This window comes from Pseudarthrobacter sp. J1763, from assembly GCF_050490295.1.
Lineage (GTDB): Bacteria > Actinomycetota > Actinomycetes > Actinomycetales > Micrococcaceae > JBNPEO01.
This window is the reverse complement of record NZ_JBNPEN010000004.1, coordinates 22,832-45,714: the sequence shown is the minus strand read 5'-3', so window position 1 is coordinate 45,714 and position 22,883 is coordinate 22,832. Positions and strand designations below refer to the sequence as shown.

Here is a 22,883-nt window from a genome sequence, read left to right as displayed (position 1 = left end):
CCACCAAAGGGACACACCCAAGCCAAGTTCGGTAGGTTAGTGACTGTGAAGATTGCAACTTGGAACGTGAACTCCCTCCGTGCCCGCGCCGACCGTGTTGAGGCTTGGCTTCAGCGCAGTGACTGTGACGTCCTGGCCATCCAAGAAACCAAGTGCAAGGACGAGAATTTCCCGTGGGAGCTCTTCGAACGGATGGGCTACGAGGTGGCCCACTTCGGCCTGAGCCAGTGGAACGGCGTGGCGATCGCCTCCCGTGTGGGGCTCGACGACGTTGAGCGTACCTTCCCCGGTCAGCCCGAGTTCGGCAAGGGCGGCAAGGACCCTGTTCAGGAGGCCCGCGCTATCGCTGCGACATGCAATGGCGTCCGCGTTTGGAGCCTTTACGTCCCCAACGGCCGTGCCCTCAATGATGAGCACATGCCGTACAAACTCAACTGGCTGGATGTCCTGAAGAACCAGGCCAGTGGCTGGATCACGGAGAACCCCGAGGCCCAAGTGGCGCTGATGGGCGACTGGAACATCGCCCCCACCGACGAGGACGTCTGGGACATCGACTACTTCGTCTCCGAAGGCCTCACTCACGTGAGCGAACCCGAGCGTGCAGCCTTCCGCGCCTTTGAAGAAGCCGGATTCAGCGACGTGGTGCGCCCTCACACTCCCGGCCCGGGCGTCTACACGTATTGGGATTACACCCAGCTGCGCTTCCCCAAAAAGGAAGGTATGCGTATTGACTTTGTGATGGCCTCCCCCGCGCTTGCTGCCCGCGTCACGGGTGCAGCAATTGACCGCGAAGAACGCAAAGGTAAAGGTGCATCCGACCACGCACCCGTGATCGTGGAGCTGGCGTCCTGATGCTTTTGCCCACAGCACGGCGCGCATAAATGGGAATCTACCGGGGTCGATCCGGCCTACCGTTTACCTCAATGCTGCGCGTCTACGAGCCACTCTCGGCGTTTAGCCCCGCACAGCAGCGCCTTATTATCGCCGCTCAGGAACGCGGCGAGACCCGGGACGACGTTGAAGAACGCGAAATGACTGAAGCGCTCCAACGCATCACCCGGCCAGCTGCCAATCCGTACCCGCTTGTGCGCACCGAAACGTTCCGGATCATGGCCGCGGCCAAAACTTCAACGCCCGACGACGCCACGAACCTTTACTGCCCCAGCCAACTGATGATTCGGGCCGGTTTAGCCGCTGACGCTTTGGCAGTTGGGCCAAACTCGGGTCTGGCTGAACTGCTGCTGATTGAGGAACAGCGCGAAACGCACCGCGAACGCACCCAAGAAGCGTTTGTGGTGGAAGACTCCAGCGGCCGGGTACACACCCGCTCCTCCACGTGGGGCATCCCGTTTAGCTGGTTCGCACTGTTCCAAGAATCCGACCCCACCGAAGTAGTTGAGGTGGACGGAAAAATTGCCACAGTCCGGGTCCAGGCAGAACTACGCGAGGCCCTAGAGCGCGCACGGTACACGGTGGCCAACCTAGCCCTCGCCGCACCAGACTTGGACATGCTCGAAGAAGTCGCAGACATCATTCTGTGGCTCGAAGAGTTTGACCCAAACGCCCGGGTGGAACTTGATTACGGTTCTGTGGCAGACCGGGTCTTCCCCGATGAGTCCCCCATGGACGTGCGGTTGGGCATCGAATGCCTCGCCGAAGGGGACGTCACCGGGGCCGCTGCCGCATACCGTCGCTTGGCCTCCCGGTGGATCCCCATCCGGCAGCTGGCCCGCGCGAGCTAACCGCACCCGCCCGCGCGAAGCCGAACCGTAACGCTGCGAACTAAAGTCCGGGAGGCGCCGTCGTACTTCTTGCTAGAAGCCGGTGCGGGGCTATCACTGTTTTGATGCTCCCAGTGTGGCCAGCCAGCTCTGCAAGGACCATTTTCGTGGCCATCTCGCCTTGTACTTCCGGGCGTTGCTCCACAGTGCTCAGGCCCAGAGCTTCAGCGAATTCGTGATTGTCCATACCGATCACCGACAACTGGCCAGGTACCAAAATCCCGGCCCGGGCTGCAGCGAACATCACTCCCATGGCCATCTCGTCCGAGGTACAAAAAATGGCGGTGGGTTTTTCGCCGGGCCTGGCCCACAACCGCTCGAAAGCTTTCCAGCCGCTTTGCATGGTGTAGTCGCCGGTTTCGTCCCACTCAGGCCTGATCTCCAAATCGTGACGAACCATCACGTCTTCAAAGGCCTGACCGCGTGCCCTGGCCACAGTGAAGTTGAACTCTCGCTCATCTTGACCGTGCAGGAAGGCGATTCGCTGGTGGCCCAAATCCACCAAGTGATTCACAGCAACCGAGGCCGCCGCGTAATCGTCGATACCTATGTAAGGGCAGTGCTCGGCAAAACCACCCACCACCACCATGGGCAGGTCAATGTCGCGCATATGCTCTAGCTCTTCTGGGTTTAGCGCCATACACAGCACCAAAAGGGCGTCGATCTGCTTCTGAACCATGGCTTTGTTGAATAGCCGAGACCTGTCGCTGCCTTGACCGCCCAAGTTGAAGAGCATCAGGTTGTAGCCGTGGGCTTGGAGCTGTTTGTCAGCGCCTTCAATCGCTTTGGCAAAAAACCAGCGGTTTACAAAAGGTTCCAGCACACCGATGGTGCGGGTCCGCCCCGTCGCCAGCCCTGAAGCGGACGACGACGGGACGTAACCAAGCTCGTCGACGGTCGCCATAACGCGCCGTCGCGTTTTTTCAGAAACCCCAGGTAAGCCGCGAATGGAACGGGATACCGTGGCCGTGGAAACCCCTAAGGCACGCGCCACGTCCTCAATTCCGGACATGGCACATCACCCCTTGAGGCCACCTGCCAGTAGCCCACGAACAAAGTAACGCTGCAAGCCGAAGAAGACCAACAGCGGAACAATGATTGAGGTGAACGCCGCCGCTGGCAGCAGGTAATCCTTGTTGCCTCGGGTACCGGAAAGCTCAGCCAAACGCTGCGTTATGGGCGCAACGTCTGAGGTTCCTCCGGAGAACACCAAGGCCACAAGCAGGTCATTCCAGACCCATAGGAACTGGAAAATACCAAAGGATGCAAGTGCCGGAACGGAGAGCGGAAGGATCACACGGAAGAAGATCGTGGCGTGACCGGCACCATCAACACGTGCAGCTTCAATAACTTCGCCGGGAATCTCTGAGATGAAGTTGTGAAGTAGGAAGGTAGCCAGTGGAAGGGCAAAGATGGTGTGCGCAATCCACAACTGCAGGTATGACCCACCCGGCAACTTCAACACTTGTGTGAAGAGCTGAAGCAACGGAATCAAAGCCATCTGCAAGGGCACAATTTGCAAGGCGAAGACCAAAATGAACAGTGTGTCCTTGCCCTTGAACTTGCCCCAGCAGAACATGTACGCGGCCATTGCAGCGAGCACCAGCGGGAAAATCGTTGCCGGAATAACAATGGCTAGAGAGTTCAAGAAGTACTGACCCAGGTTAGGCGACTGCGAGCTGGCAGAGGACAAAACGTCAGCGTAGTTCTTGAACGTGAACTGCCAATCGGTGAAGGCATTCCACCAACCATTAGAGCGCGGGCCTTGTTGCATGGCCGCGGGCCTAAAGGATGAAACGAACAACCCGAAGGTTGGAATGGTCCATACAGCGGCGATCAGTACTGCAGCAACGGTGGCCCAACGGGAGGTAAGCCGGTTGCGCACACGGCGCATCACCTGCGGTTCTTCAGTGACGGTGCTCATCGGATCTCCCTCTGCTTGCGCAGAACTCGCGCGTTGTAAATGACCACTGGCAAGACCAAGAGGAACAGCACTAGGGCTAGCGCCGCACCGCGTCCTGGTTCTCCGGCACGGAACGCCTGGGTGTACATCTCGTTGGCCACCACAGAGGTTTCGTAGTTACCGGCCGTCATGGTGCGGACAATGTCGAACACTTTCAGCGTGCCAATGGTGATGGTGGTGACCACCACCACCAAGGACCCACGAATGCCGGGAATGGTGATGTTGCGGAACTGCTGCAGGGCGTTGGCGCCGTCCAAGCGTGAAGCTTCCACGAGGTCCGCGGGGATGCCCTTAATGGCGGCGGAAAGTACCACCATGGCGAATCCTGTCTGGATCCACACCATCACTGCAATGAGGAAAAAGGTGTTGCCTGGCGCGTCCAGCAGGAACTGCAATGGCTTGGCACCAACTAGGCTGCGCAACTGGTTCAAAAGACCAGTCTGAGCAATGCCCTCGCCGCGGTAGTCGTAAACGAGCTTCCAAATGATACCGGCGCCCACGAAGGAGATGGCCATCGGCATAAAGACGAGTGCTTTGAGGATTTTTTCGCCGCGAGCCTTGTCAATAAAGACTGCGTAGGCGAGGCCAATTCCGGTGGAGAAAAGGGGGACAATAACTGTCCAGATGAGGGTGTTGCGTAGAGTGACCAGCGCTTCAGGCTGGGTGAAAATCCATACGAAGTTGTCTAAACCAACTACTTTTCCGCTGGAGTTGGTCAAAGAGAGGTACGCAGTTTGGATGGCTGGCCAGATCAGGCCTACGGCCAACAGCAGAAGTGCTGGGCCCAAAAACGCTACGATAAATCCCTTTTCGCGGATGCGTTTGGGAAGCACACCAACGGCTAAAACGATCACTACGATTACTGCCGCGAAGATCACCAGCGCCAGAAGGACTTGGAAAAGTTTGTCAAAAACGATGCCCATAACTACAGCTCCTGAGGTAGGGGCGAGGCCCGGGGTACTAGACCCCGGGCCTCAAAGAATTGACCGAACAGCTACTTCTTAGGCCAGCTGGACTCAATCTGGTCAACGACCTTGCTGGTGGGGGTGCCATTGACCCAGGAGACAATGCCCTTCCAGAACGAGTTGGAACCAACTGCACCGGGCATCAGGTCAGATGCGTCGAAGCGGAAGACCGTCTTAGGGTCCTGGAGCAGCTTGATAGATGCCTTGTCCAATGCGGTCTGAGCGTTGTTGGCGTCCAAGCCCTTGTTTGCGCTGATCACGCCGCCGAGCTTAACGCGGTTATTAGCGAAGTCTGCGCTGGCCATGTAAGCCAAGAAGGACTTAACTTCTTCAGTGTCTTTGTACGCGCCAACCATTTCGCCACCACCGGTGATGGCTTGGCCCTTGGACTCGTCCATTGGCGGTGCCATGAATGCCCAGACGTCGCCGTCTTCAGCAACCTTGGTGCCTTCCGGCCAGTTGGATGCCTGGAAGTTTGCTTGGTGGTGCATGGCGCAAGTGCCATCCAGAACCGGCTGGCCCGCCTGAGCGAAGCCTGTGGTCAAGATTGAACGGACGTCACCAAAGCCACCGTTAACGTTCTTCGGGTCCAGGATGATGGAACCAACCTTGTCAAAGGCTGAAACAATCTTGGGGTCGTTGAACGGGATCTCGTGAGATACCCACTGGTCGTAAACCTCGGGGCCGGATTCGCGCAGAACAGCGTCCTCAACCCAGTCGGTGCCCGGCCAGCCGGTTGCTTCACCGGACTCGAAGCCAACGCACCAAGGCTTCATTTTGCCTTCGTCAGCAATCTTTTTGGTCAAGGAGACCATGTCATCCCAGGTCTTGGGGATTTCCCAGCCGTTGTCCTTGAAAGTCTTGGGTGAGTACCAGACGTAGCCCTTGACGTTAGCAAGCATGGGTGCGGTGTAGAAGGTTCCGTCAACAGTGCCGTACTTCTTCCAGTCTGCGGACCAGTTCTTGTCTACCAAGTCAGAGACTGCCTGAGGTGCAGGCTTGAGGTAGCCGGCCTTGGCTTGATCTGCCATCAACCCGGGCTGCGGGAAGATTGCAACGTCCGGAGCAGTGCCAGCTTTGGCACGAACACCGATCTGGGTTTCAAATTCTTTGGAACCTTCATACTTGATGGTGATTCCGGTGCACTTCTCAAACTGTGACCAAGACTCTTCGAGGTTGGTGGCTTCTACGTCCACGATGGTGGAGTAAACGGAAACGGTTTTTCCGTCGTGCTTGCCGTAGCTGCTGTATGCCGAGCAATCATCACTACCGGCGCTGGAACCGCTGCTTGTGGTATCACCACTACATCCACTGACTGCCAAAGCAAGCGCTCCGACGGCGGCCAGGGGAAGCATCATGGTGGGTTTGGTTCTGAATTTCATCGGGGCTGACTCCTTTGTCATTAGTGCTGGCTAGCGGATCCCTTGCACTACTTCCTGAGTGCAGACTGCAAGACCGCTGAACCGAGCCTTAGTATTGGCCAGCGTAAGCGCTTACGTAGCTGCAACGCAAGAGGTTCCTGCATCAAGTTAACAACTAGTTACCAAAGTGAAACCTTGGGCTAATAGCAGCGAGTTATCCACAGGCGACGATTTTCGACTTCACCACAGGCTCGGCGGCTGGCACCATAACTTTTATGGGGACATCATTCACGGTTGATTACCGCTCTCTCAGCGCCAAGGCAGGGCAGATCGAGTCCATTGCCATGTTGTTGGGCTGCTTCCTGCCTTTCACGCTTGACGAGTCAAGGTCGCTCTCAATCGCCAATTCCGTCCGCACTTCCGGAGAGCTCACGGACACAACCCTGAAGAACTTCGGCGACGAGTTTATCTCGATCGCGCGCGATGTCCGGGAAGCGGCGGTCAGCTACGCGTCCACTGAAGGCCCTGCGTCTGGGGATGCTTCCTACTCATTGCCTGCAGCGAGAAGCGGGCTGGGCCAAGTTCAGGCAATGTCCTAATGGCGCCGGTTCTTGTTTCCGCTGAGAATCCGGGAGACCACAACCCGGCCGAGATTGAAAGTTCACTGGTTTCGCTCCACGCCCGGGTTGGAGCGCTTGAGCAGGCGCAACGCAATTGCAGGGCACTCCCTGTGGAGGTGCAAGCAATCTGGGAGGGGCGCTCTGCCACGGCATGGTCCATAGTAATGGAACGCATGGCTGGGTTGTTGGGTGCCGCTGCCGAGGCCGTGAGCCAGCAGCAAAGTGCTTTGCGCAGCTATGGCGAGGAATTGAAGAAGATCCAAGTGGAATCCCGCACCTTGTTGGACCACAGACAAGGGGCCAATAATTGGCTGCTGGCAAACCCGGCCACCCCTCCAATTGCCTTTTTGGACTCCATTTCGCTACCAAAATCTGCAGATTTGGCACTGCACGAAGAAAAACAAACCGAGCTGTGGGAATGCGAGCGCTCCCTCGACGTCATGCGCCAACGCCGGTTCGAAGCTGACGAACGCTTGGAGCAGGCACTGGTGCAACACGCCATCCACCCTTATGTGGGCCGCCGTCAGGCTTTCCTTAACGCTGGGATTGCCGACCCTGAAGGCTTGAGCCCACAAGCCAGAGGAACCACCTTAGCCACTGCTGCACAGGCCTTCCTGAAACAGCCTGGGGACTTCGAATCCTATGGTGAACAGTTGGTTGGCATGCTCTTGCCGTATGCGGATGATCCTGAAACCATGTCCGCGTTTTATGAGTCACTTGGGGCCAAAAAGACCTTGGACCTAAAAACGCTTTTGGCTCAGTACTCCCAAGCCGGGACGGAATTTGGTTCGGCTTTGGTGCCCGTACTGTTGAACGGCCTGGCAGTGGGAACTCAGAGCTGGGATAGTGCAACAGCACGCAAGTACTTCTCCTCAATCACCGGCGAATCCAAGGGCCGCCTGAGCCTAACTGCCAGCCCGGCAGGGCTCGGTGCGCTGTTTACTGGCACCATGCCAATGGGCGCTTCGGCCGTCATGGTGGCTTCGGAAATCTTGGACAAATTTGCCCGGCAACGGAGCGGAACGGATGGCGCGGCACTCCACACCCAAATCCTTAAAGGTATGGCACCGTTGTTGACCCGGGTTGCCACAACCAAGGACCTCGCGCTGGAGTTTCTATCCGGTGACATCGGTGCAGAGCGAATCAAATATTGGTTTGCCCAAGACTTCAGCAACATAGATGAGTTCGTCTCGGTCGCGCTCTTGTGGCAGTCGATCGAACAGGCCGTTTCTGCGAATAACTATAAAGGCCAGATACGTGAAAATACGGCCGTTATGTCCTTCCACATCATCCAGACGCTTTTGGCCAATCCATCGGTCATCGATGGGCATTCCCCCGAGGCAGGGGAAATTATGGCCAACGCCGTAGCCATTGAAGTGCCCGGCCTTGCAGCAACCACACTCAGCGCCCTGAACAAGTCCGCCAACGGAACAACAGTGAGCGGACAAATGTTCGATGCCACCCAACGAACCACCCCACGAGTGGAACGTGAGGAGCTCACCCGGTTAGTGAAAATCGTTATGCACCATGATCGCGGCGAACGTCTGATGCGAAGCCTTGCTGACGAATATGCGTCTTCTACAGCAGACGCGTCATCAACAATGAACATTAGCGACAAAATCGAAGCAGCCAAGCGAAGCGTTCAGCTGTGGACCATCGTTGATGCCGCCAGCCAGGACAAACCCATCAACCAGGCCGAGGTTGAGGACCAACAAATTACCGCCACTGGTGTAGTGGTCAAAACTGCCGTGGGTTACATCCCGATGGGCAAGCTGCTGAGCTTTGTTGTGGCCCGGACACCAGAACAGCAAGTGAGCTGGTTGGGCCTGAACTCGGCAGGCGTTCACGGTAAGCCCAATTGGATCAGCGCCTTGTTGGCCCACCATGCTGACGATGCTAAAGCCGCCTCGAACGCAAATCTTCAGCGTCAAGAGCTTCATCTCCGAATGGTCATTACAGCCTCGCTGGGGCACTCCTTAGGTGTTGATGTTGTAGAACCGGCCGGGGGCGTGAACAGCGATTCCAAGCTCAGCGACCAACAAGCCAAAGAGTGGCTAGCTAAGTACCAGCCGCCGGTTGATGCGGCAATCGTCAAAGCCGAAAATGACGCTGTGACTCAGGGCCCCAAACCCGTCACACACTCCTCCGTCAATGAGATCTTCAATGTTTACGCGGAACTCGCCAAGGACCAACGTGATGCCCCGGACTTCAGCAAGCCTGCCCAGAACTAAGTGCAACAGCTCAGCGCTTTTGTGACGCGCCCACTGCAAACTCCAAGGGCCGTTTAAGGCTGGCGGGATAGGCTGGGCGCGAGGTCAGCGACAGAAAGGTCAGCCATGCCAATAGCATCCGCGTCCGCAAAGCCCTGGTGGTACGACGCCGTCATTTATCAGGTCTACCCGCGCTCATATTCTGACGCCAACGGGGACGGTATGGGTGACCTTCCCGGCATCACTGCGCGCCTAGACCACCTCGCTGAGCTAGGTGTTGACGCCGTGTGGTTGAGCCCGTTCTACCGCTCCCCTCAGGCCGACGCCGGCTATGACGTTGCAGACTACCGCCAGGTGGACCCGCTCTTCGGGACGATCGACGACTTCGACGCTTTGCGCACCCGCGCCCGCGAACTGGGTCTGCGCGTGATCGTGGATCTGGTCCCGAACCACACCTCTGACCAGCACGTATGGTTCCAGGAGGCACTCGCTGCCGCGCCCGGTTCCCCCGCGCGCGAACGCTACATGTTCCGCCCTGGCCTGGATGGGAAGGTAAAGGGCGACGGCGCCCTGCCGCCGAACGATTGGCAGTCCATCTTTGGCGGGCCTGCTTGGACGCGTGTGGTGGAGCCCGACGGTACCCCCGGTGAGTGGTACCTCCACATTTTTGCCTCCCAACAGCCCGATCTCAATTGGCACAACCCCGAGGTTCGCACCGAATTCGAAGCCATTTTGCGCTTCTGGCTGGACAAGGGTGTGGACGGATTCCGCGTAGACGTCGCTCACGGGCTCATCAAGGCAGACGGGTTACCCAATTGGTCTGCCAAAGTGGCCATGGTGGAAGGCAGCAAAACTGAAACAGCCCCGGCAGAAGAAGCACCGGAATCCCCAGAAGCGCCGCCGTACTTCGATCAGGACGGTGTCCACGAGATCTACCGCCAGTGGCACAAGGTTTTGGCCGAATACGACGGCGACCGCCTGCTTGTTGCCGAAGCATGGGTAGAGCCTGTGGCCCGTCTGATGCGCTACGTGCGTCATAACGAAATGCAACAGGCCTTCAACTTCGGCTATCTCACTGCCGGCTGGGACGCCCTGCGCCTGAGCAAAAGCATCGATGAATCTTTGGCCGCCAGCGCCACGGTTGAACGACCCACCACGTGGGTGCTTTCCAACCACGATTCGGTGCGCCATACATCCCGCTTTGGCCTGAAGGACCCCACCACGTATCCGCGCGGTATTTCCGCCCAAGAGGAACAACCGGATGAAGCGCTGGGCCTGCACCGCGGCCGCGCAGCAAGCTTGTTGATGTTCGCCTTGCCCGGCTCGGCATATATCTACCAGGGCGAAGAACTCGGCCTGCCCGAGCACACCACGCTCCCGGCAGAGTTCCGTCAGGACCCCTCGTTTTTCCGGACCAAGGGAAAAGAAACAGGCCGGGACGGTTGCCGCGTCCCGCTGCCCTGGTCGCCGGATGAACCCGGCTACGGTTTTAGCCTTCCAACACCGGGCACCGATGGTGCTGCAACCGCTACAACTACGACGGCGGCACCCGCCCAGTCCGCTGCACCTGCCGAGCCATGGCTACCCCAGCCAGAGACCTTCCGCAAGTACGCCGCGCAGCTGCAGTCCGGCGTCGTAGGTTCCACGCTGGAGATGTACCGTGCGGCGCTCAAGGCGCGCCAGGAATGGGCTTTGGGTAAGGGCATTTTGGTGTGGTCGCCTTTGCATGCGCCTACGGCGGGGGTGGTTTCTTTTACCAACGGGAAGCTCTTGGTGCTCGCGAATCTGGGCTCAACCGCGGTTGAGCTACCGGCCGAATTTACGGTGTTTTTGCCCAGCGACAGCGCGGCAGTAAGCGGGACAGTGCTCAATCCCAACGCCGCTGTCTGGCTGCTCCCCAAGAGCTAAGGCAGAATGCTAGAACACAACAGCTGAGGGCCGGTCACCCAACAAAAGTTGGCGACCGGCCCTCAGCTGTTTAATCCCTAGATAGAACTACGTTCTACTTGTCGCCCTTAAACATACCGGCGATCTTGGAGCCCAAGCCCTTGGCGTTCTCGAGAGCGTCAGCAGCGAATTCCTTGACGTTTTCAGCAGCGTCTTCGGCGAATTCTTTAACGTTCTCTGCAGCGTCAGCAGCGAACTCTTTGGTGTTCTCTACAGCGTCTGCTGCAAACTCCTTGACGTTCTCTGCAGCGTCAGCGGCGCCAGCCTTGACATCTTCAGGCAAGTTATCGCTCATGGTGTATCTCCTTGTATCCGGTGATTCCACTGGCGTCCCGCTTGCCACAATCGACGGCCCGGACGCACAGAAGTACAGGGGAAAATCCCCTCTGATCACCAAGCTAAGTGCACAGGGAGCCCGTATGCAAGACTCACGGGCGCGAATCGCCAAAGAGTGGACAATTTCTGGGCAGCTGGCGGGGTGTTACGGACTAGCGAACACGTTCAGCCCGGGTGAAGCGGGCTCGTGTGCCCGAACCAATGTGGATCAAAACCGGGGTCTTATGCCCCACCACCGCATCTAGGGCCGTAGCCAGCTGGGACACTTCTGCCGCCAGACGCTGGGGCGCAACGCCTTGGCGCGGACTCAACCGTACTTTGAGCGCCGGGGTGCCCTTGATCCGGTACGTTGTGACACTCGCACCCACCAAGTCGGTGCGTTCGGCGAGCGCAGCTCGCATGGCCTGCTCGGCCACACCGCCTCCAATACGGACGTCGCCGGGAGTTTCTCCGCCATCCTCGTCTAGGAGCAGTTCGTCCCCCCGGCCCTTGCCCTGCTGGGCCAGCCAGCTGCCAGCAAGAATAATAACCACCACCAGGATCACCGCCACAACAGCCCAAATCCAGCTTCCGGAGCTGCCGGGAATGAGCGTACGTTCCACGCCGTCATCCAGCGATTGCTTCCAGCTACCCGCCGTGGCGGTCCACCAATTAACAAACTGTGGGGATACGGCTAGTGCGATACCAGTGGCTCCCACCGCAAGGAGGAGCAGTCCGATGATGGCTAGCAGGACGCGGTTGGTCACGCGGGGTGTTTCATTCATGCGCCAATCACTCCCGTCGAAGCGAGGTTAACACGGACTGTAGGCATTGGTTGTGGGGCCATGTTGTTCAGCTCTTCTTGAACGGCGGCAGCAATGGTCTCTTCACGAACCGGGACACCAGAAGTGGGCCGAACATTGACTAGGACCTGAGCGCGGGAGACGGTAACCAGAACTTGGGCCTGAGAGACTCCCGCAGCCAAACGCGCGCGGCGAGCCAAAGCCGAGGCGATGACTTCGTCGTCGATCACCACACCGGTGCGGTCATTGGCGATCACGTGGCGGGCCCGGCGTCCAGGGAAAACTGACTGCCCCAAAAACAGCAAACCGAGGAAGGCAATCACGGCTCCACCAGCTCCCAGCAAAGTCGGGGAAACGCCTTGAGGTAAGGCCGCAAGATGGGTCAGAATCTTTTGGGGATCAGCCAACCAAGCGGGCTGACCAATAGCTTTGAGGGTTGTTTCCAAGAGTGCGTAGAGGCAGACCACAATGACCAGCACCGCCGCAATGCTTGCTGCACCGGCCCGGGAGGAGAAGCTCTCGCGGGTGACGATGTTGCGCATCAAGGAATCATTTTCGGTACTCATCTAACCCTCCCTGCATCCTTAATTCGTGCACCAGAGAGGCGAATATCAACCCGGCTCACGTGCGAGCCACTCATCCGAGTCACGTCCTTAATGATGTCCTCTTTGGCGCGTCTGGCACGTTCCAGCACTGAACCGCCGCCAGTCTGCACTCGGGACGGATCACGAAGCACGGCTGAGAGCGGAGGGACGTTGATGGGTGCGCTGATCGCCAAAGCCAGCAGGCCGTCGTCGTCGTTTAATGTCACCCGCACCTCCGTTGCCGGCACGCCCAAGGCCGAGGCTGCCGCGGCACGCGCTAAACTGCTCAGCGCTTGGCTGCTGATGCGAGTGTGGCCAGCCAAGGCGCTAGCGGACTGAGTCCTAGCGTCGGCGCTTATTGCGTCTGCCCTCATGAGGACGAGCGGCGGCCTGTGACGGCGTCCAAAACGCTACGAAGGTCCAGTTTGCCCTCAGCTGCACGGCCCAAAAGTGCGCCGACGGCCATAAATACGATGGCGATCAGGAAACCCCAGAGGCCAAATTGGAGCGCCATAAACGCTACAAAAGCGCCAACACCAATTCCAACGACCGTCAGATTCATCGCAGAACCTCGCGGCCAATTGGTTCACCGGGTGCTTGGACTGACGCGGCTCCCGCACCGCTTCCAGCAGGAGTGGCGGGTTTGGCGGGCTGGCCGAGGTAAACGTCGTTAATTTCGATGTTCACTTCAATAACCTGCAAACCCACCAGCTGCTCAACCGCGTTGTATACGGCGGCGCGGACCTCGTTGGCTACTTGGCGGAGAGGGTGGCCGTAGATCGCTACAAGATTAATGTCCACGGCCACCTGGGTTTCGCCCACCTCGGCGCGAACCCCAGCCGAGTGATCGGAGCTGCCCACGGCGTCACGGATTGCGCCGAGCGCTCGCGAGGAGCCGCTGCCTAGAGAATGCACTCCTGGCACGGCACGTGCAGCAATGCCTGCCACCTTGGCAACCGCCGATTCGGAGATGATGGTGCGTCCATTCGCACCGGTCTCAGCGTGCAGCGCAGTCTGGTCCTGATAGTCCATGATGTGCTCCCCTTCCGTTATTTCCACCCTAACGCCTGTGCGCCCGGGGTTAGCTAAAAAGTTGGGTGGCATGTTACTAACCTCTTGAGCTTTGGGACCGCCACGAGTGCTCAGGCGCGAACCCCAGGAGCCGCTTGGCTTTGTCGATGGAGAGCATGGTTTCGTGCTCGCCGAGTTCTTTGACCACCTTGACGTTGGGGAAAACTTCAGCGGCCAGACTCGCACTGGAACGGCTCATCACGGTGTCTTCATTGGCGACGATAAAAGCTTCAAAGCCGGGCGTTTTGTAGTCCAACGCCCGCGCCACAGCCTGTGCTCCGTCGCGTCCGTCAATGTAGCCCCAGAGGTTCCATTTCCGCAGCGTTGCGTCCTGGTCGAAGGCCGGGAAGTGCGCGTAATCCTCCGGGTCCATCACGTTGGAGAATCGCAACGCACTGATGCTCAGTTCCGGATCCCAGCGCGTCAGCTGGATGGCCATCTGCTCTTCGAGGTGCTTGACCAGAGAGTAGGTGCTTTCCGGGCGGGCAGGGTATTCCTCGTCTACCGGAATATAGGGAGGGTCGACGTCGAACGGCAGCCCCAGCACCGTCTCGCTGGAGGCGTAAACAATCTTCTTAATGCCAGCCCTGCGGGCAGCCTGAAAGACGTTATAGGTGGACTGCATGTTGTTCTCGAAAGTGGCAGCGTCCGGGGCCAAACCGGGCGCCGGGATGGCGCCGAGGTGCACGATTGCGTCGAAGCCTTGGTGCCGGTCATCCAAGCCAAGGATGACGTCAACTACTTGCCCGTAATTGCGTAGATCCACCTGTGTGAATCCCGCGGCACGCTCGCCCGCACGGTCCAGGTTGGTCACGTTGTGGCCGTCCTCAGTCAAGCGTTTGACCACGCTGCGACCTAGCTTGCCGCTTCCGCCTGTTACAGCAACTTTCATCAAAACTCCTTGGTGGTTCTACCAGCGTGAATGGATGGACTCGCGGAAATAGGTGCTGTAGATCTTCTTAACGTTGGCCTCGAAGTCCGCCCCCAGTTGCTCCAAGACTTCCGGGGCTGCTGCGTTGGAGCGGGCTTGTTCCGGGTTCCTAGCCCCTGGGATTACCGAGCTGACCCCGTCTTGGGTGGTAATCCATGCAATGGCAGCTTGGGCGGTTGTTGCGCCGGCTGGAACAAGGTTTTTGAAGGCTTCTACGGCTTTGAGTCCCTGTTCAAAGTCCACACCAGAGAACGTCTCGCCCACATCAAAAGCTTCACCATTGCGGTTGTAGTTCCGGTGGTCGTTCTCCGCGAAGACAGTTTCCGCCGTGTACTTGCCTGACAGCAGACCGGATGCCAATGGAACCCGGGCAATGATGCCAACGTCAGCTTTTTTGGCTGCAGGGAGGACCTCATCCAAGGGCTTAAGCCGGAACGCATTAAGAATAATCTGCACTGTGGCTACACCGTGTTTGATGGCTTCTAGCGCTTCATCAGTCCGCTCAACACTGACGCCATAGTTTTTGATTGCACCTTCGCTAACCAATGTTTCTAGAGCATCGTAAACTTCCGGGCGGCTGTAGACGGCGGTTGGTGGGCAGTGCAACTGGACTAGGTCCAGACTGTCCGTCCCGAGGTTTTTGCGCGAACGGTCTACCCATTGCCGGAAGTTTTCCAAGGAGTAGTTCTCAGGAATTTGTTCTAGGCGGCGGCCCATTTTGGTGGCCACTGTGATGTCTAGCTCTGGGTTGGCAGCCAAGAACGCGCCAATGGTTTTTTCGCTCTGCCCGTCCCCATAGACATCAGCTGTATCAAAAAACGTCACACCGGATTCAACAGCGGCGTCCAGCACCTTCGCTGCTTCCTTGGGATCTACCTCGCCCCAATCGGCACCAAGTTGCCATGTGCCGAGTCCAACCACAGAAACGGAGCGGCCTGTTGTACCTAATACGCGTTGTTCCATGGCACGACTATAGCCACTGCATCACGGCCAAAGAGGACAGCGGAAAAGAAAAAACCCCGCCGCTCCCGTGTAAACACTGGGAACTGCGGGGTTCTAGCTGGTGGCTCCGACCGGCGTCGATCCGGTGACCTTTCGATTTTCAGTCGAACGCTCTACCAACTGAGCTACAGAGCCTAGGTGACATGTCACCATGACCGCCGGGAAACTTCCTAGCAATCAGAGCGACCCTGACGGGACTCGAACCCGCGACCTCCGCCGTGACAGGGCGGCGCGCTAACCAACTGCGCTACAGGGCCATACTTTTTACAACAGTGTTTTTTGCGGCTCCCCGCATTTCACAAGCAATAATCCTACCAGTATTTCTACTGGTTTCTGACCATTCCCTGAGTACCCCCAACGGGATTCGAACCCGTGCCGCCGCCGTGAAAGGGCGGTGTCCTAGGCCGCTAGACGATGGGGGCCAGAACGCACTTTTCGCGATTTTCGGGCATACCCGATCCCCGCTGAAGTGGACTATAAAACTATATGTGCTGATCGCCGAAAAGCCAAAACGAGGTTCAGAAGGCTTTCCGCGCTGGCTGATCATCGGCTCGATTGTTGCGTTCGGCGGGGTGGCAATGATCGCACTAGGTTCGGGAACACGGACGACGGCGGATGTTGCCGGAGTCCTGTTGTGCCTCCTTTCCGCTGTACTCGCCTCAGTTAGCGTCATCATTCAGAAGCCAGTCCTGCGAAGTTTTACCGCCCCTCAAGCCACCTGGTTCGGGATTATGGTGGGCGCCATTTGCTGCTTGCCATTCTCTGGGCAGCTGATCAGCGAGCTGAGCACTGCACCCTTGCCGTCAACACTCGGGCTGATATACCTCGGCGTTTTCCCCACCGCCATCGCGTTCACAACATGGGGCTACGCACTCTCGCAGATCAGCGCGGGCGGCCTCGCCGCAACCACTTATCTGGTCCCCGGGGCAACGATTCTGATTTCCTGGTTCCTGCTCAGTGAGGTTCCAGGCCCGTGGGGCTGGGTTGGTGGTGTGGTCTGTTTGATTGGCGTGGCACTGACAAGCCGCAAGCAGCATTAGCCTTGACGTATGGGCCACGACCACGGGCATTCGCACGCACTCACCGCAACCGGTAAACACCGGAAGCGCCTCCTTGCTGTACTAGTCATCACCCTGGCGGTGGTGGGGATCCAAGTAGTGGGCGCCATCATTTCTGGCTCACTCGCGCTATTTGCAGACGCCGGGCACATGCTTTCGGATGCGGCCGGAGTTTTTATTGCACTCACCGCGGCATGGATTGCTACTCGTCCGGCTAGCGACCAGCGCACGTACGGCTTCGCGCGGGCCGAAGTCTTGGCTGCTCTGGCTAACGCGTTGATCCTGCTGGTGATTTCAGTGGTGATCCTGATCGAAGCGATCCGTCGCTTTGGCACTACCCCTGAAGTTCATACCGACGTCATGCTGTTCGCGGCCATCCTCGGCGCCGTGGCCAACCTAGTGTCGCTACTGATTCTGCGTGGCGGGCAACAGGAAAGCCTCAACGTTCGCGGCGCCTACCTTGAAGTGCTGGGCGATCTCCTGGGATCCATCGCCGTGATTGTGGCAGCGATCGTCATTATGACCACCGGCTTCGCCGCGGCGGACACCATAGCCTCCGTGGTGATCGCGCTGATGATCCTGCCCCGAGCCTGGAGCCTGCTGCGTGACGTAGTAGACGTCCTCTTAGAGGCAACCCCCAAAGGTGTGGACGTGCAAATGATCCGCGAACACATCCTTGCCGTGGAAGGTGTGGTGGACGTTCACGACATTCACATCTGGACCATCACCTCAGGTGTGCCGGTATTCTCGGCGCACGTTGTGGTGGCTGACGAACTCCTCACAGCCCGTGGCGCCGACGGAATTCTGGATCAACTTAGCGGCTGTTTAGGCACACATTTTGATACCGAGCACTGCACTTTTCAGCTGGAACCGGCTGACCATTCCGCCCACGAAGATCACCAGCACGCATAAGGCGAGAGCCGTCGTCGTGCGTGTCCTTTGCATCTCCACTGCGTCTCCTTTACGGCTTCACACTGTCCCGACACGCCGCAACAAATGCCCCTAAATGACACCATTGTTGTTTATGTTGATAATGAGACGAATGTTGCCAAAGTGACAATTGATCACATAACCTCGTAAAGCTGGACGATCCGCAGAGGGGCACTCCCCGCGCGCCAATGGCGCCAACCACCCCAACCCTCACTCGTTCAAGCCCTGAGACCTACGAGGTTTTTTTGATGAGTTTGAACCGAAGTGGACGCTACGTAGCAGCGTTGAGCACAGCAGCACTGTTGATGACCGGTTTTGTTGGCACCGCATCTGCCCAGCCACAAACTGTTTCCGCACCTCTCGCTCCGCACGTTGGCACCAGTCGGGACATCCCTACCCCGCAAGAAATTGCCGACGCCAAAGCCCACGCGAGCTCCGCCGCGGAGGCCGTGAGCCGGGTAGAGAAGCTGATTGAACAGACCAGCGATGACCAGCAAGCCAGCTTTGTGGAAAGCATGAAGGCCAATGACGCCTACACCACCGCCCTGCTAGCCCTCAAAGACCGTCAAGACGCAGCAGCTCTAGCCCAAAGCAAAGCAAAAGCCGCCAAAACTGCAGCGCAAAAGAGCCATAAAGATCTGGGAAACTTGGCCGCTAACATTTACAAAAACGGCGGACTGACTCCCAGCCTGAGCACTCTGATGCAGGACACCTCCGGCACTGACTTGCTCAATCGAGCCGCTACCCTCGACGCGATCACCGCCTCGCAAGCACGCACCGTCACCACCGCCGAGACCGCCAAGTCCGTGGCCGATTCGCTCCAAGCGACGGCAGATGAAACCTCCCGCGCAGCAGCAGAAGCAGCCAAAACTGCTGAGTCCACGAAAGCCACGGCTGAGGAAACCAACCAGGCTCGCGTTGAAGCAGTAGCCAGCGCAACTGCTGACAAAACTCTCTTGATCAGCCAGCTCGCCACACTCCGCAACACCACCGTTGCGCTAGAAACCAAGCGCGTGCAGGGCCTGGAACAACAGCGTGAAGCCGAGCGCCTGGCAGCTATTGCCGCTGCAGCAGCACGTCAGCCGGCACCCGCAGCGCCTTCTACAAATTCTGCCTCGGGCTCTTCTAGCGGCGGGTCCTCGAACACCGGCACCTCAATTCCCGTTGTGGCAGCACCAGCAGTCGCGGCACCCGTGACAAAGGCTCCAACGACGTCGGCACCAGCCTTGGTGCCAGCCGCGCCAGCTGCTCCCACGCCCATCACTCCGGCACCCGCACCCGTTGTTGCAGCACCGGCTCCTGCGCCTGTTGTTGCCGCTCCGGCTCCCGCACCCGTTGTTGCGGCTCCGGCACCTGCGCCTGTTGTTGCAGCACCGGCTCCCGCCCCAGCACCTGCGCCCGCCCCGGCAAGTTCCGCTGCACAAACGGCCATCAACTTTGCGATGTCAAAGGTTGGCGGTCCCTATGTGTGGGGCGGTAATGGTCCGGTTGGTTACGACTGCTCAGGCTTGGTTCATGCAGCGTTCGCAGCAGCAGGTGTGAACACTCCGCGCACCGCGACTGACCAGTACTGGGCTGCACCGAACCACATCCCGATTAGCCAAATTCAGCCCGGCGACCTGCTCCTCTTCGGCTCAGGACCAAGTTTCTACCATGTGGCCATCTACATCGGTGGCGGCAAAGTTGTGCAGGCACTGAACTACCAAGACGGAATCGCCGTCACCCAGTTGTCCTGGATGTCCGGGATGCAGCTCTACGGTTACGCTGCCCGGTACTAAACGTGCCACCCAACGCTCCGCTCAACACGGCGCTAACCACAAAGGTCCCCGCTTAGACCTGCGATCTTCCCAAGGCATGGCAGAGAAGCACGTGCTCTAAATCCGCGTGTTCTAGACGCCGCGCTATTTAGACGGTGCCAAGCATGGGACCAAAGTTGGACCTGTCAGCCAAGCGCGGATCTTCGCGGTCCGGAACAACCATGACCGGCCCCTTGGAGTGGTGCAATACGCCGTCCGAGGTGGAGCCCAGCATCATTCCGGCGAATCCGCCGCGGCCACGTGTGCCCAGCACTACGAGTTCAGCCTCGCGACTGGCCTCGACCATGACTTCAACCGGCGAACCATCTTTCAAGAGTGTGCTTGCTTTGAGATTGGGGAAATGGCTCTTCAACCAGGCGATCCCTGCATCAAGTTGCGTCTGAATGTCCTTGAAAATTGCTTCGCGGTCCAGTGCTGCCGGGACCCATGCAAGCGTCCCACTGTACTGCGGCACGGCACAGACGATTTGCAGCTCGGCACCCATCCGCTCCGCTTGCGCCGCAGCCTCCAGAACGGCCACACGGGCCTGCTCGGAACCGTCAACGCCCACCACTACGCGGTTGGCAACAGCAATGTCCTGATCCTTGCGGATCTCTGCCTGAACATGGCGATCCTCTGTGGTCTCACCCAAGCGCGGAGCGCAACGAAGTGGAACAGTCACAGTGATGCACTTGGCGTGTGCCGGCAGGGCGGAACTCACGGAGCCCAGCAAGCGGCCCACAAATCCGCCCCGGCCGCGCGTACCAACCACCAAGAGCTCAGCCTCTTCGCTCAGCTCAAGCAGCACACCGGAGGCGTCGCCATTTTCAACGGTGGCGTCAACGTCAATGTTGTACTCGGCAACCTTGGCCAGTGCCTGCTTCAAGATTGCTTCAGCGCCATCCCGGATGACCCCGTCGTCAATGGTGGCGTAGCCGCCGTCGAGCCCTGAAGCCGCAAAAATTGGAATGGAGTATGCGGTCACAATGTGCAGCGGCTTGTTCCGACGCTGCGCTTCTTTCGCGGCCCAAATCAGCGCGCACTGGCCGTGTTCAGAGCCATCCACGCCCACCACAATGCCGCCAGAGGCGCCTGGCTCGGGGACCCTTGCTGCGGCCCGGCTTTCTTGGCCCGTTACTTCTGTACCGTTGACCCCTGTACCGTCCTGAACCAACCGGACCGCCTCCTTACGGTTGTGCCTGCACTATCAAGAACTCTTGCCCCAACTATTGCCCTTTGGCATCCGGTATTCAAGCCTGTGGAGGACGAGTTGGAGCTATCTTGCAAGAGTTGTCCACTTATGACTACCCAGTGCTGGAACAGTGCTAACGACGTGAAAGAGTGTCACTTGTAATAGCCGCAGCAGATTGCATCGAGGGGCAGAATTTTTTGATGAGCGGGTTCAAAATGTTCAATGCACACAAGCTAGGCGTTGAGTGGAGTAACTGGGCAGGAACCCAGCGGTGCCAACCTAGCGATTGGCACACCCCCACCACTGCTGAAGAAGTGGCCTCGATAGTCACCCAGGCTGTCCAAGACGGCACCCCCATCAAAGCCGTTGGCTCCGGACACAGCTTCAGCTCAATTGCCTTGAGCGCAGGCGTTCAACTCCGCACTCATGGGCTCTCCGGTCTGCTGCACGTAGACCGCGAGCGCAAAGAAGCCACGTTCCTTGGCGGCACTACCCTGCACCGTGCGTCAGCACTTTTGGAGCCGTATGGGCTGGCCTTAGAAAATCTGGGCGACATTGATCAACAAACCATCGCCGGAGCCATCTCCACAGGCACCCACGGGACCGGATTGAAGTTTGGTGTGCTGCCCACCCAGGTCAAGGCGTTGAAGATCGTCACGGGCACGGGAGCTCTCATCAGCTGCTCTGAAGAGAACAACCCGGAAGTGTTCTCTGCTGCACGGCTGGGTTTGGGCGCCATCGGCATCATCGTCGAGGTCACCATTCAGTGTGTGGACGCTTTTATCCTCCACGCTCAGGAACGGCGGGAACCTCTGGCTGGTGTGCTGGAATCGTTCACTGAGCGAGCAGCAAGTGTTGATCACTTTGAATTCTTTTGGTTTCCGCATACCAACACCGCGCTGAGCAAAAGCAACACTAGGTTGCCCGCTGGCACTGGACCGGAATACCACCAGAACACCTCGGTCCCAGGACGGCTTAATCCCATCGGCAAATTTGTGGACGAGACAGTTGTGTCCAATATTTTGTTCGATGGTCTCAACAGGGTTTTGCATCGCTTCCCGGCTGCCGTGCCACGCACCAACCGCGTGGTTACCCATTTGACGGGAAACCGCGAGTACTCGGACCGGTCTCATCTGGTGTTCGCCACCCCTAGAACCATCAAGTTCCGTGAGATGGAATATGCCTTGCCTTTGGAACAGGTTCCGGAGGTTGTGCGGGAACTCGAAGCAATGATCGCCCGGAAAAAGTTGAACGTGCCATTCCCCGTTGAGGTTCGCTGTGCCGCCGCTGATTCCATTCCACTTTCCACTGCCAATGGCCGCCTGACCGGCTACGTGGCCGTTCATGCCTATGTTCAGACCGAATTTACTGAGTACTTCCGGGCCGCGGAGGAGATCTTCCTAGCGCATGGAGGAAGGCCGCATTGGGGCAAGGTCCATTTCTTGGACTACCAGGTCCTCGGCGGGCTCTATCCAAGCATGGAAAAGTTCTGTAGTGTTCGAGACGTTGTTGATCCGGGACACGTTTTTAATAACGAATATCTTGCCCGAGTGTTACCACCATTCGGGGGATAATCCGCACCGTCGGACCGTATTTTTATGCGGTCCGCTACCTTTCCGAGGAGACCTGCTGGTATGAAGCGCACACCACATTTCCCCGAAGGCGCGGCCGAGGAAACTACCACCGTGGTCATTGGCTCGGGCCTTCCCGGTCTAGCGGTGGCCAGTGAACTGAGCCGCCAAGGCATTGCAGCGATTATTGTGGATGGCCTTGATATCCCTCTCCCCAGCCATACTTTGCGCGCGGATCCACCTGTAACCACCGGACAGCTCCCCCGCATTCACGACGCTGATGCCGCTTCGCATAGGGAACGCACCGAAATCATGCGTCACCTACGGAATTATGCCAATAGCCACGGCTTAGATATTCGCAAGGGCACCCACGCCATCCACCTGAGACCAATTGATAACGCACCTGCCAAGAGCAACACCAACGGCGCCGAGGCCATTGTCCCTGCTCCCAAGCAGCGATGGGCCATCCATACCGAAGACGGCGTGCTGTTGGCAGACAGCATTGTTCTAACCTACTGCGCACAAAACCAGCTGCGTCGCATGCTTGCCGAGCTGGGCATGTCACTGACCCGGGACGTTATTGCTGCCATGCGAAAACTTGGCATCTATCTGGTGGGCATCGGCGAACTTGTCACCCCGGGCCACAAAGAAGTTCTACGCAAAGCCAAGCTCGTAGGTCAGGTCATCTCTGGGGCAACCGCCGGGGCGGCAACTATTTCCCGGCCATCAGCCGGGCAGCGCGCCATCGGCTACGCCGGCGTCCGGCTGGCCTAGCAATCTCTG

General features: G+C 58.4%; 23 protein-coding genes and 3 tRNA genes. 10 read left to right on the top strand and 16 right to left on the bottom strand.

From position 1 onward, the window contains the following. Positions 1–45 precede the first annotated feature (45 nt). Together ACQQCD_RS05145 and ACQQCD_RS05140 are read left to right on the top strand one after the other, a co-directional pair. Positions 46–852 (top strand): exodeoxyribonuclease III, encoded by an 807-nt coding sequence (locus ACQQCD_RS05145; protein WP_430267344.1) that lies wholly within the window; start codon positions 46–48, stop codon positions 850–852. Positions 853–923: 71 nt separating this feature from the next. Further along, entirely contained in the window at positions 924–1,742 is an 819-nt protein-coding gene (locus ACQQCD_RS05140) for a hypothetical protein (protein WP_430267343.1), read from the top strand. 40 nt (positions 1,743–1,782) lie between these two features. Here ACQQCD_RS05140 and ACQQCD_RS05135 read toward each other — a convergent pair whose 3' ends face one another. The 4 genes from ACQQCD_RS05135 to ACQQCD_RS05120 form a co-directional block, all read right to left on the bottom strand. Continuing rightward, on the bottom strand, positions 1,783–2,793 hold the full coding sequence (locus tag ACQQCD_RS05135; protein WP_430267342.1) for a LacI family DNA-binding transcriptional regulator: 1,011 nt from the start codon (positions 2,791–2,793) through the stop codon (positions 1,783–1,785). A 6-nt stretch (positions 2,794–2,799) separates the two neighbouring features. Further along, positions 2,800–3,705, bottom strand: coding sequence for a carbohydrate ABC transporter permease (locus tag ACQQCD_RS05130; protein WP_430267341.1), 906 nt, complete (start codon positions 3,703–3,705; stop codon positions 2,800–2,802). Further along, a complete protein-coding gene (locus ACQQCD_RS05125) occupies positions 3,702–4,667 on the bottom strand; it encodes a carbohydrate ABC transporter permease (protein ID WP_430267340.1) in 966 nt (321 codons plus the stop codon). The genes ACQQCD_RS05130 and ACQQCD_RS05125 overlap by 4 nt, the downstream gene beginning before the upstream one ends. A gap of 71 nt (positions 4,668–4,738) precedes the next feature. Then, positions 4,739–6,112 carry an ABC transporter substrate-binding protein gene (locus ACQQCD_RS05120; RefSeq protein WP_430267339.1) on the bottom strand — a complete coding sequence of 458 codons (1,374 nt, stop codon included), beginning with the start codon at positions 6,110–6,112 and terminating at the stop codon, positions 4,739–4,741. A gap of 233 nt (positions 6,113–6,345) precedes the next feature. Between ACQQCD_RS05120 and ACQQCD_RS05115 the strand changes: the two genes are divergently transcribed. The 3 genes from ACQQCD_RS05115 to ACQQCD_RS05105 all read left to right on the top strand — a co-directional run bounded on the left by ACQQCD_RS05115 (position 6,346) and on the right by ACQQCD_RS05105 (position 10,808). Next, the gene (locus ACQQCD_RS05115) at positions 6,346–6,669 is read left to right on the top strand and encodes a hypothetical protein (RefSeq protein WP_430267338.1); all 324 of its coding nucleotides are present in this window, start codon (positions 6,346–6,348) and stop codon (positions 6,667–6,669) included. Beyond that, complete coding sequence (locus ACQQCD_RS05110; RefSeq protein ID WP_430267337.1) at positions 6,669–8,921, top strand: hypothetical protein; 2,253 nt, start codon at positions 6,669–6,671, stop codon at positions 8,919–8,921. The genes ACQQCD_RS05115 and ACQQCD_RS05110 overlap by 1 nt, the downstream gene beginning before the upstream one ends. 105 nt (positions 8,922–9,026) lie before the next feature. Next, complete coding sequence (locus ACQQCD_RS05105) at positions 9,027–10,808, top strand: glycoside hydrolase family 13 protein (RefSeq protein WP_430267336.1); 1,782 nt, start codon at positions 9,027–9,029, stop codon at positions 10,806–10,808. A 94-nt stretch (positions 10,809–10,902) separates the two neighbouring features. Here the strand turns inward: ACQQCD_RS05105 and ACQQCD_RS05100 are convergent, their stop codons facing one another. From ACQQCD_RS05100 to ACQQCD_RS05050, 11 genes are all read right to left on the bottom strand, one after another. Then, positions 10,903–11,142 (bottom strand): CsbD family protein, encoded by a 240-nt coding sequence (locus tag ACQQCD_RS05100; protein ID WP_430267335.1) that lies wholly within the window; start codon positions 11,140–11,142, stop codon positions 10,903–10,905. Between the two features lie 193 nt (positions 11,143–11,335). After that, a complete protein-coding gene (locus ACQQCD_RS05095; RefSeq protein ID WP_430267334.1) occupies positions 11,336–11,947 on the bottom strand; it encodes a hypothetical protein in 612 nt (203 codons plus the stop codon). After that, positions 11,944–12,531, bottom strand: a complete 588-nt coding sequence (locus ACQQCD_RS05090) for a DUF6286 domain-containing protein (RefSeq protein ID WP_430267333.1) — start codon at positions 12,529–12,531, stop codon at positions 11,944–11,946. Before ACQQCD_RS05090 ends, ACQQCD_RS05095 begins: the two co-directional genes overlap by 4 nt. Next, entirely contained in the window at positions 12,528–12,923 is a 396-nt protein-coding gene (locus ACQQCD_RS05085; protein WP_430267332.1) for a hypothetical protein, read from the bottom strand. The genes ACQQCD_RS05090 and ACQQCD_RS05085 overlap by 4 nt, the downstream gene beginning before the upstream one ends. Next, on the bottom strand, positions 12,920–13,111 hold the full coding sequence (locus ACQQCD_RS05080; RefSeq protein WP_430267331.1) for a hypothetical protein: 192 nt from the start codon (positions 13,109–13,111) through the stop codon (positions 12,920–12,922). The genes ACQQCD_RS05085 and ACQQCD_RS05080 overlap by 4 nt, the downstream gene beginning before the upstream one ends. Next, on the bottom strand, positions 13,108–13,581 hold the full coding sequence (locus tag ACQQCD_RS05075; protein WP_430267330.1) for an Asp23/Gls24 family envelope stress response protein: 474 nt from the start codon (positions 13,579–13,581) through the stop codon (positions 13,108–13,110). The genes ACQQCD_RS05080 and ACQQCD_RS05075 overlap by 4 nt, the downstream gene beginning before the upstream one ends. A 76-nt stretch (positions 13,582–13,657) precedes the next feature. Then, positions 13,658–14,512 carry an NAD-dependent epimerase/dehydratase family protein gene (locus ACQQCD_RS05070; protein WP_430267329.1) on the bottom strand — a complete coding sequence of 285 codons (855 nt, stop codon included), beginning with the start codon at positions 14,510–14,512 and terminating at the stop codon, positions 13,658–13,660. A gap of 18 nt (positions 14,513–14,530) precedes the next feature. Beyond that, complete coding sequence (locus ACQQCD_RS05065; RefSeq protein WP_430267328.1) at positions 14,531–15,514, bottom strand: aldo/keto reductase; 984 nt, start codon at positions 15,512–15,514, stop codon at positions 14,531–14,533. A gap of 98 nt (positions 15,515–15,612) precedes the next feature. Beyond that, positions 15,613–15,688 (bottom strand) — tRNA-Phe (locus ACQQCD_RS05060). A gap of 48 nt (positions 15,689–15,736) precedes the next feature. After that, a tRNA-Asp gene (locus tag ACQQCD_RS05055) sits at positions 15,737–15,810 on the bottom strand. A gap of 92 nt (positions 15,811–15,902) precedes the next feature. Next, positions 15,903–15,975, bottom strand: a tRNA-Glu gene (locus tag ACQQCD_RS05050). A 66-nt stretch (positions 15,976–16,041) separates the two neighbouring features. Here ACQQCD_RS05050 and ACQQCD_RS05045 point away from each other — a divergent pair. From ACQQCD_RS05045 to ACQQCD_RS05035, 3 genes are all read left to right on the top strand, one after another. After that, on the top strand, positions 16,042–16,593 hold the full coding sequence (locus ACQQCD_RS05045; protein WP_430267327.1) for a DMT family transporter: 552 nt from the start codon (positions 16,042–16,044) through the stop codon (positions 16,591–16,593). Between the two features lie 9 nt (positions 16,594–16,602). Beyond that, positions 16,603–17,523 (top strand): cation diffusion facilitator family transporter, encoded by a 921-nt coding sequence (locus ACQQCD_RS05040; protein ID WP_430267326.1) that lies wholly within the window; start codon positions 16,603–16,605, stop codon positions 17,521–17,523. Between the two features lie 266 nt (positions 17,524–17,789). Continuing rightward, positions 17,790–19,319 carry a C40 family peptidase gene (locus ACQQCD_RS05035; protein WP_430267325.1) on the top strand — a complete coding sequence of 510 codons (1,530 nt, stop codon included), beginning with the start codon at positions 17,790–17,792 and terminating at the stop codon, positions 19,317–19,319. A gap of 127 nt (positions 19,320–19,446) precedes the next feature. Here ACQQCD_RS05035 and ACQQCD_RS05030 read toward each other — a convergent pair whose 3' ends face one another. Next, positions 19,447–20,415 carry a universal stress protein gene (locus ACQQCD_RS05030; protein WP_430267536.1) on the bottom strand — a complete coding sequence of 323 codons (969 nt, stop codon included), beginning with the start codon at positions 20,413–20,415 and terminating at the stop codon, positions 19,447–19,449. A gap of 314 nt (positions 20,416–20,729) precedes the next feature. Here ACQQCD_RS05030 and ACQQCD_RS05025 point away from each other — a divergent pair, with 314 nt between their 5' ends. Next, the gene (locus ACQQCD_RS05025; protein WP_430267324.1) at positions 20,730–22,103 is read left to right on the top strand and encodes a D-arabinono-1,4-lactone oxidase; all 1,374 of its coding nucleotides are present in this window, start codon (positions 20,730–20,732) and stop codon (positions 22,101–22,103) included. Between the two features lie 60 nt (positions 22,104–22,163). Next, positions 22,164–22,874 (top strand): FAD-binding protein, encoded by a 711-nt coding sequence (locus ACQQCD_RS05020; protein WP_430267323.1) that lies wholly within the window; start codon positions 22,164–22,166, stop codon positions 22,872–22,874. Positions 22,875–22,883: the final 9 nt, after the last annotated feature.

Bases quoted from the DNA above. Each gene is read 5' to 3' on its own strand.
- ACQQCD_RS05140 (WP_430267343.1), top strand. From the start codon at position 924: ATGCTGCGCGTCTACGAGCCACTCTCGGCGTTTAGCCCCGCACAGCAG.
- ACQQCD_RS05135 (WP_430267342.1), bottom strand. From the start codon at position 2,793: ATGTCCGGAATTGAGGACGTGGCGCGTGCCTTAGGGGTTTCCACGGCC.
- ACQQCD_RS05130 (WP_430267341.1), bottom strand. From the start codon at position 3,705: ATGAGCACCGTCACTGAAGAACCGCAGGTGATGCGCCGTGTGCGCAAC.
- ACQQCD_RS05125 (WP_430267340.1), bottom strand. From the start codon at position 4,667: ATGGGCATCGTTTTTGACAAACTTTTCCAAGTCCTTCTGGCGCTGGTG.
- ACQQCD_RS05120 (WP_430267339.1), bottom strand. From the start codon at position 6,112: ATGACAAAGGAGTCAGCCCCGATGAAATTCAGAACCAAACCCACCATG.
- ACQQCD_RS05115 (WP_430267338.1), top strand. From the start codon at position 6,346: ATGGGGACATCATTCACGGTTGATTACCGCTCTCTCAGCGCCAAGGCA.
- ACQQCD_RS05110 (WP_430267337.1), top strand. From the start codon at position 6,669: ATGGCGCCGGTTCTTGTTTCCGCTGAGAATCCGGGAGACCACAACCCG.
- ACQQCD_RS05105 (WP_430267336.1), top strand. From the start codon at position 9,027: ATGCCAATAGCATCCGCGTCCGCAAAGCCCTGGTGGTACGACGCCGTC.
- ACQQCD_RS05100 (WP_430267335.1), bottom strand. From the start codon at position 11,142: ATGAGCGATAACTTGCCTGAAGATGTCAAGGCTGGCGCCGCTGACGCT.
- ACQQCD_RS05095 (WP_430267334.1), bottom strand. From the start codon at position 11,947: ATGAATGAAACACCCCGCGTGACCAACCGCGTCCTGCTAGCCATCATC.
- ACQQCD_RS05090 (WP_430267333.1), bottom strand. From the start codon at position 12,531: ATGAGTACCGAAAATGATTCCTTGATGCGCAACATCGTCACCCGCGAG.
- ACQQCD_RS05085 (WP_430267332.1), bottom strand. From the start codon at position 12,923: ATGAGGGCAGACGCAATAAGCGCCGACGCTAGGACTCAGTCCGCTAGC.
- ACQQCD_RS05080 (WP_430267331.1), bottom strand. From the start codon at position 13,111: ATGAATCTGACGGTCGTTGGAATTGGTGTTGGCGCTTTTGTAGCGTTT.
- ACQQCD_RS05075 (WP_430267330.1), bottom strand. From the start codon at position 13,581: ATGGACTATCAGGACCAGACTGCGCTGCACGCTGAGACCGGTGCGAAT.
- ACQQCD_RS05070 (WP_430267329.1), bottom strand. From the start codon at position 14,512: ATGAAAGTTGCTGTAACAGGCGGAAGCGGCAAGCTAGGTCGCAGCGTG.
- ACQQCD_RS05065 (WP_430267328.1), bottom strand. From the start codon at position 15,514: ATGGAACAACGCGTATTAGGTACAACAGGCCGCTCCGTTTCTGTGGTT.
- ACQQCD_RS05040 (WP_430267326.1), top strand. From the start codon at position 16,603: ATGGGCCACGACCACGGGCATTCGCACGCACTCACCGCAACCGGTAAA.
- ACQQCD_RS05035 (WP_430267325.1), top strand. From the start codon at position 17,790: ATGAGTTTGAACCGAAGTGGACGCTACGTAGCAGCGTTGAGCACAGCA.
- ACQQCD_RS05025 (WP_430267324.1), top strand. From the start codon at position 20,730: ATGAGCGGGTTCAAAATGTTCAATGCACACAAGCTAGGCGTTGAGTGG.
- ACQQCD_RS05020 (WP_430267323.1), top strand. From the start codon at position 22,164: ATGAAGCGCACACCACATTTCCCCGAAGGCGCGGCCGAGGAAACTACC.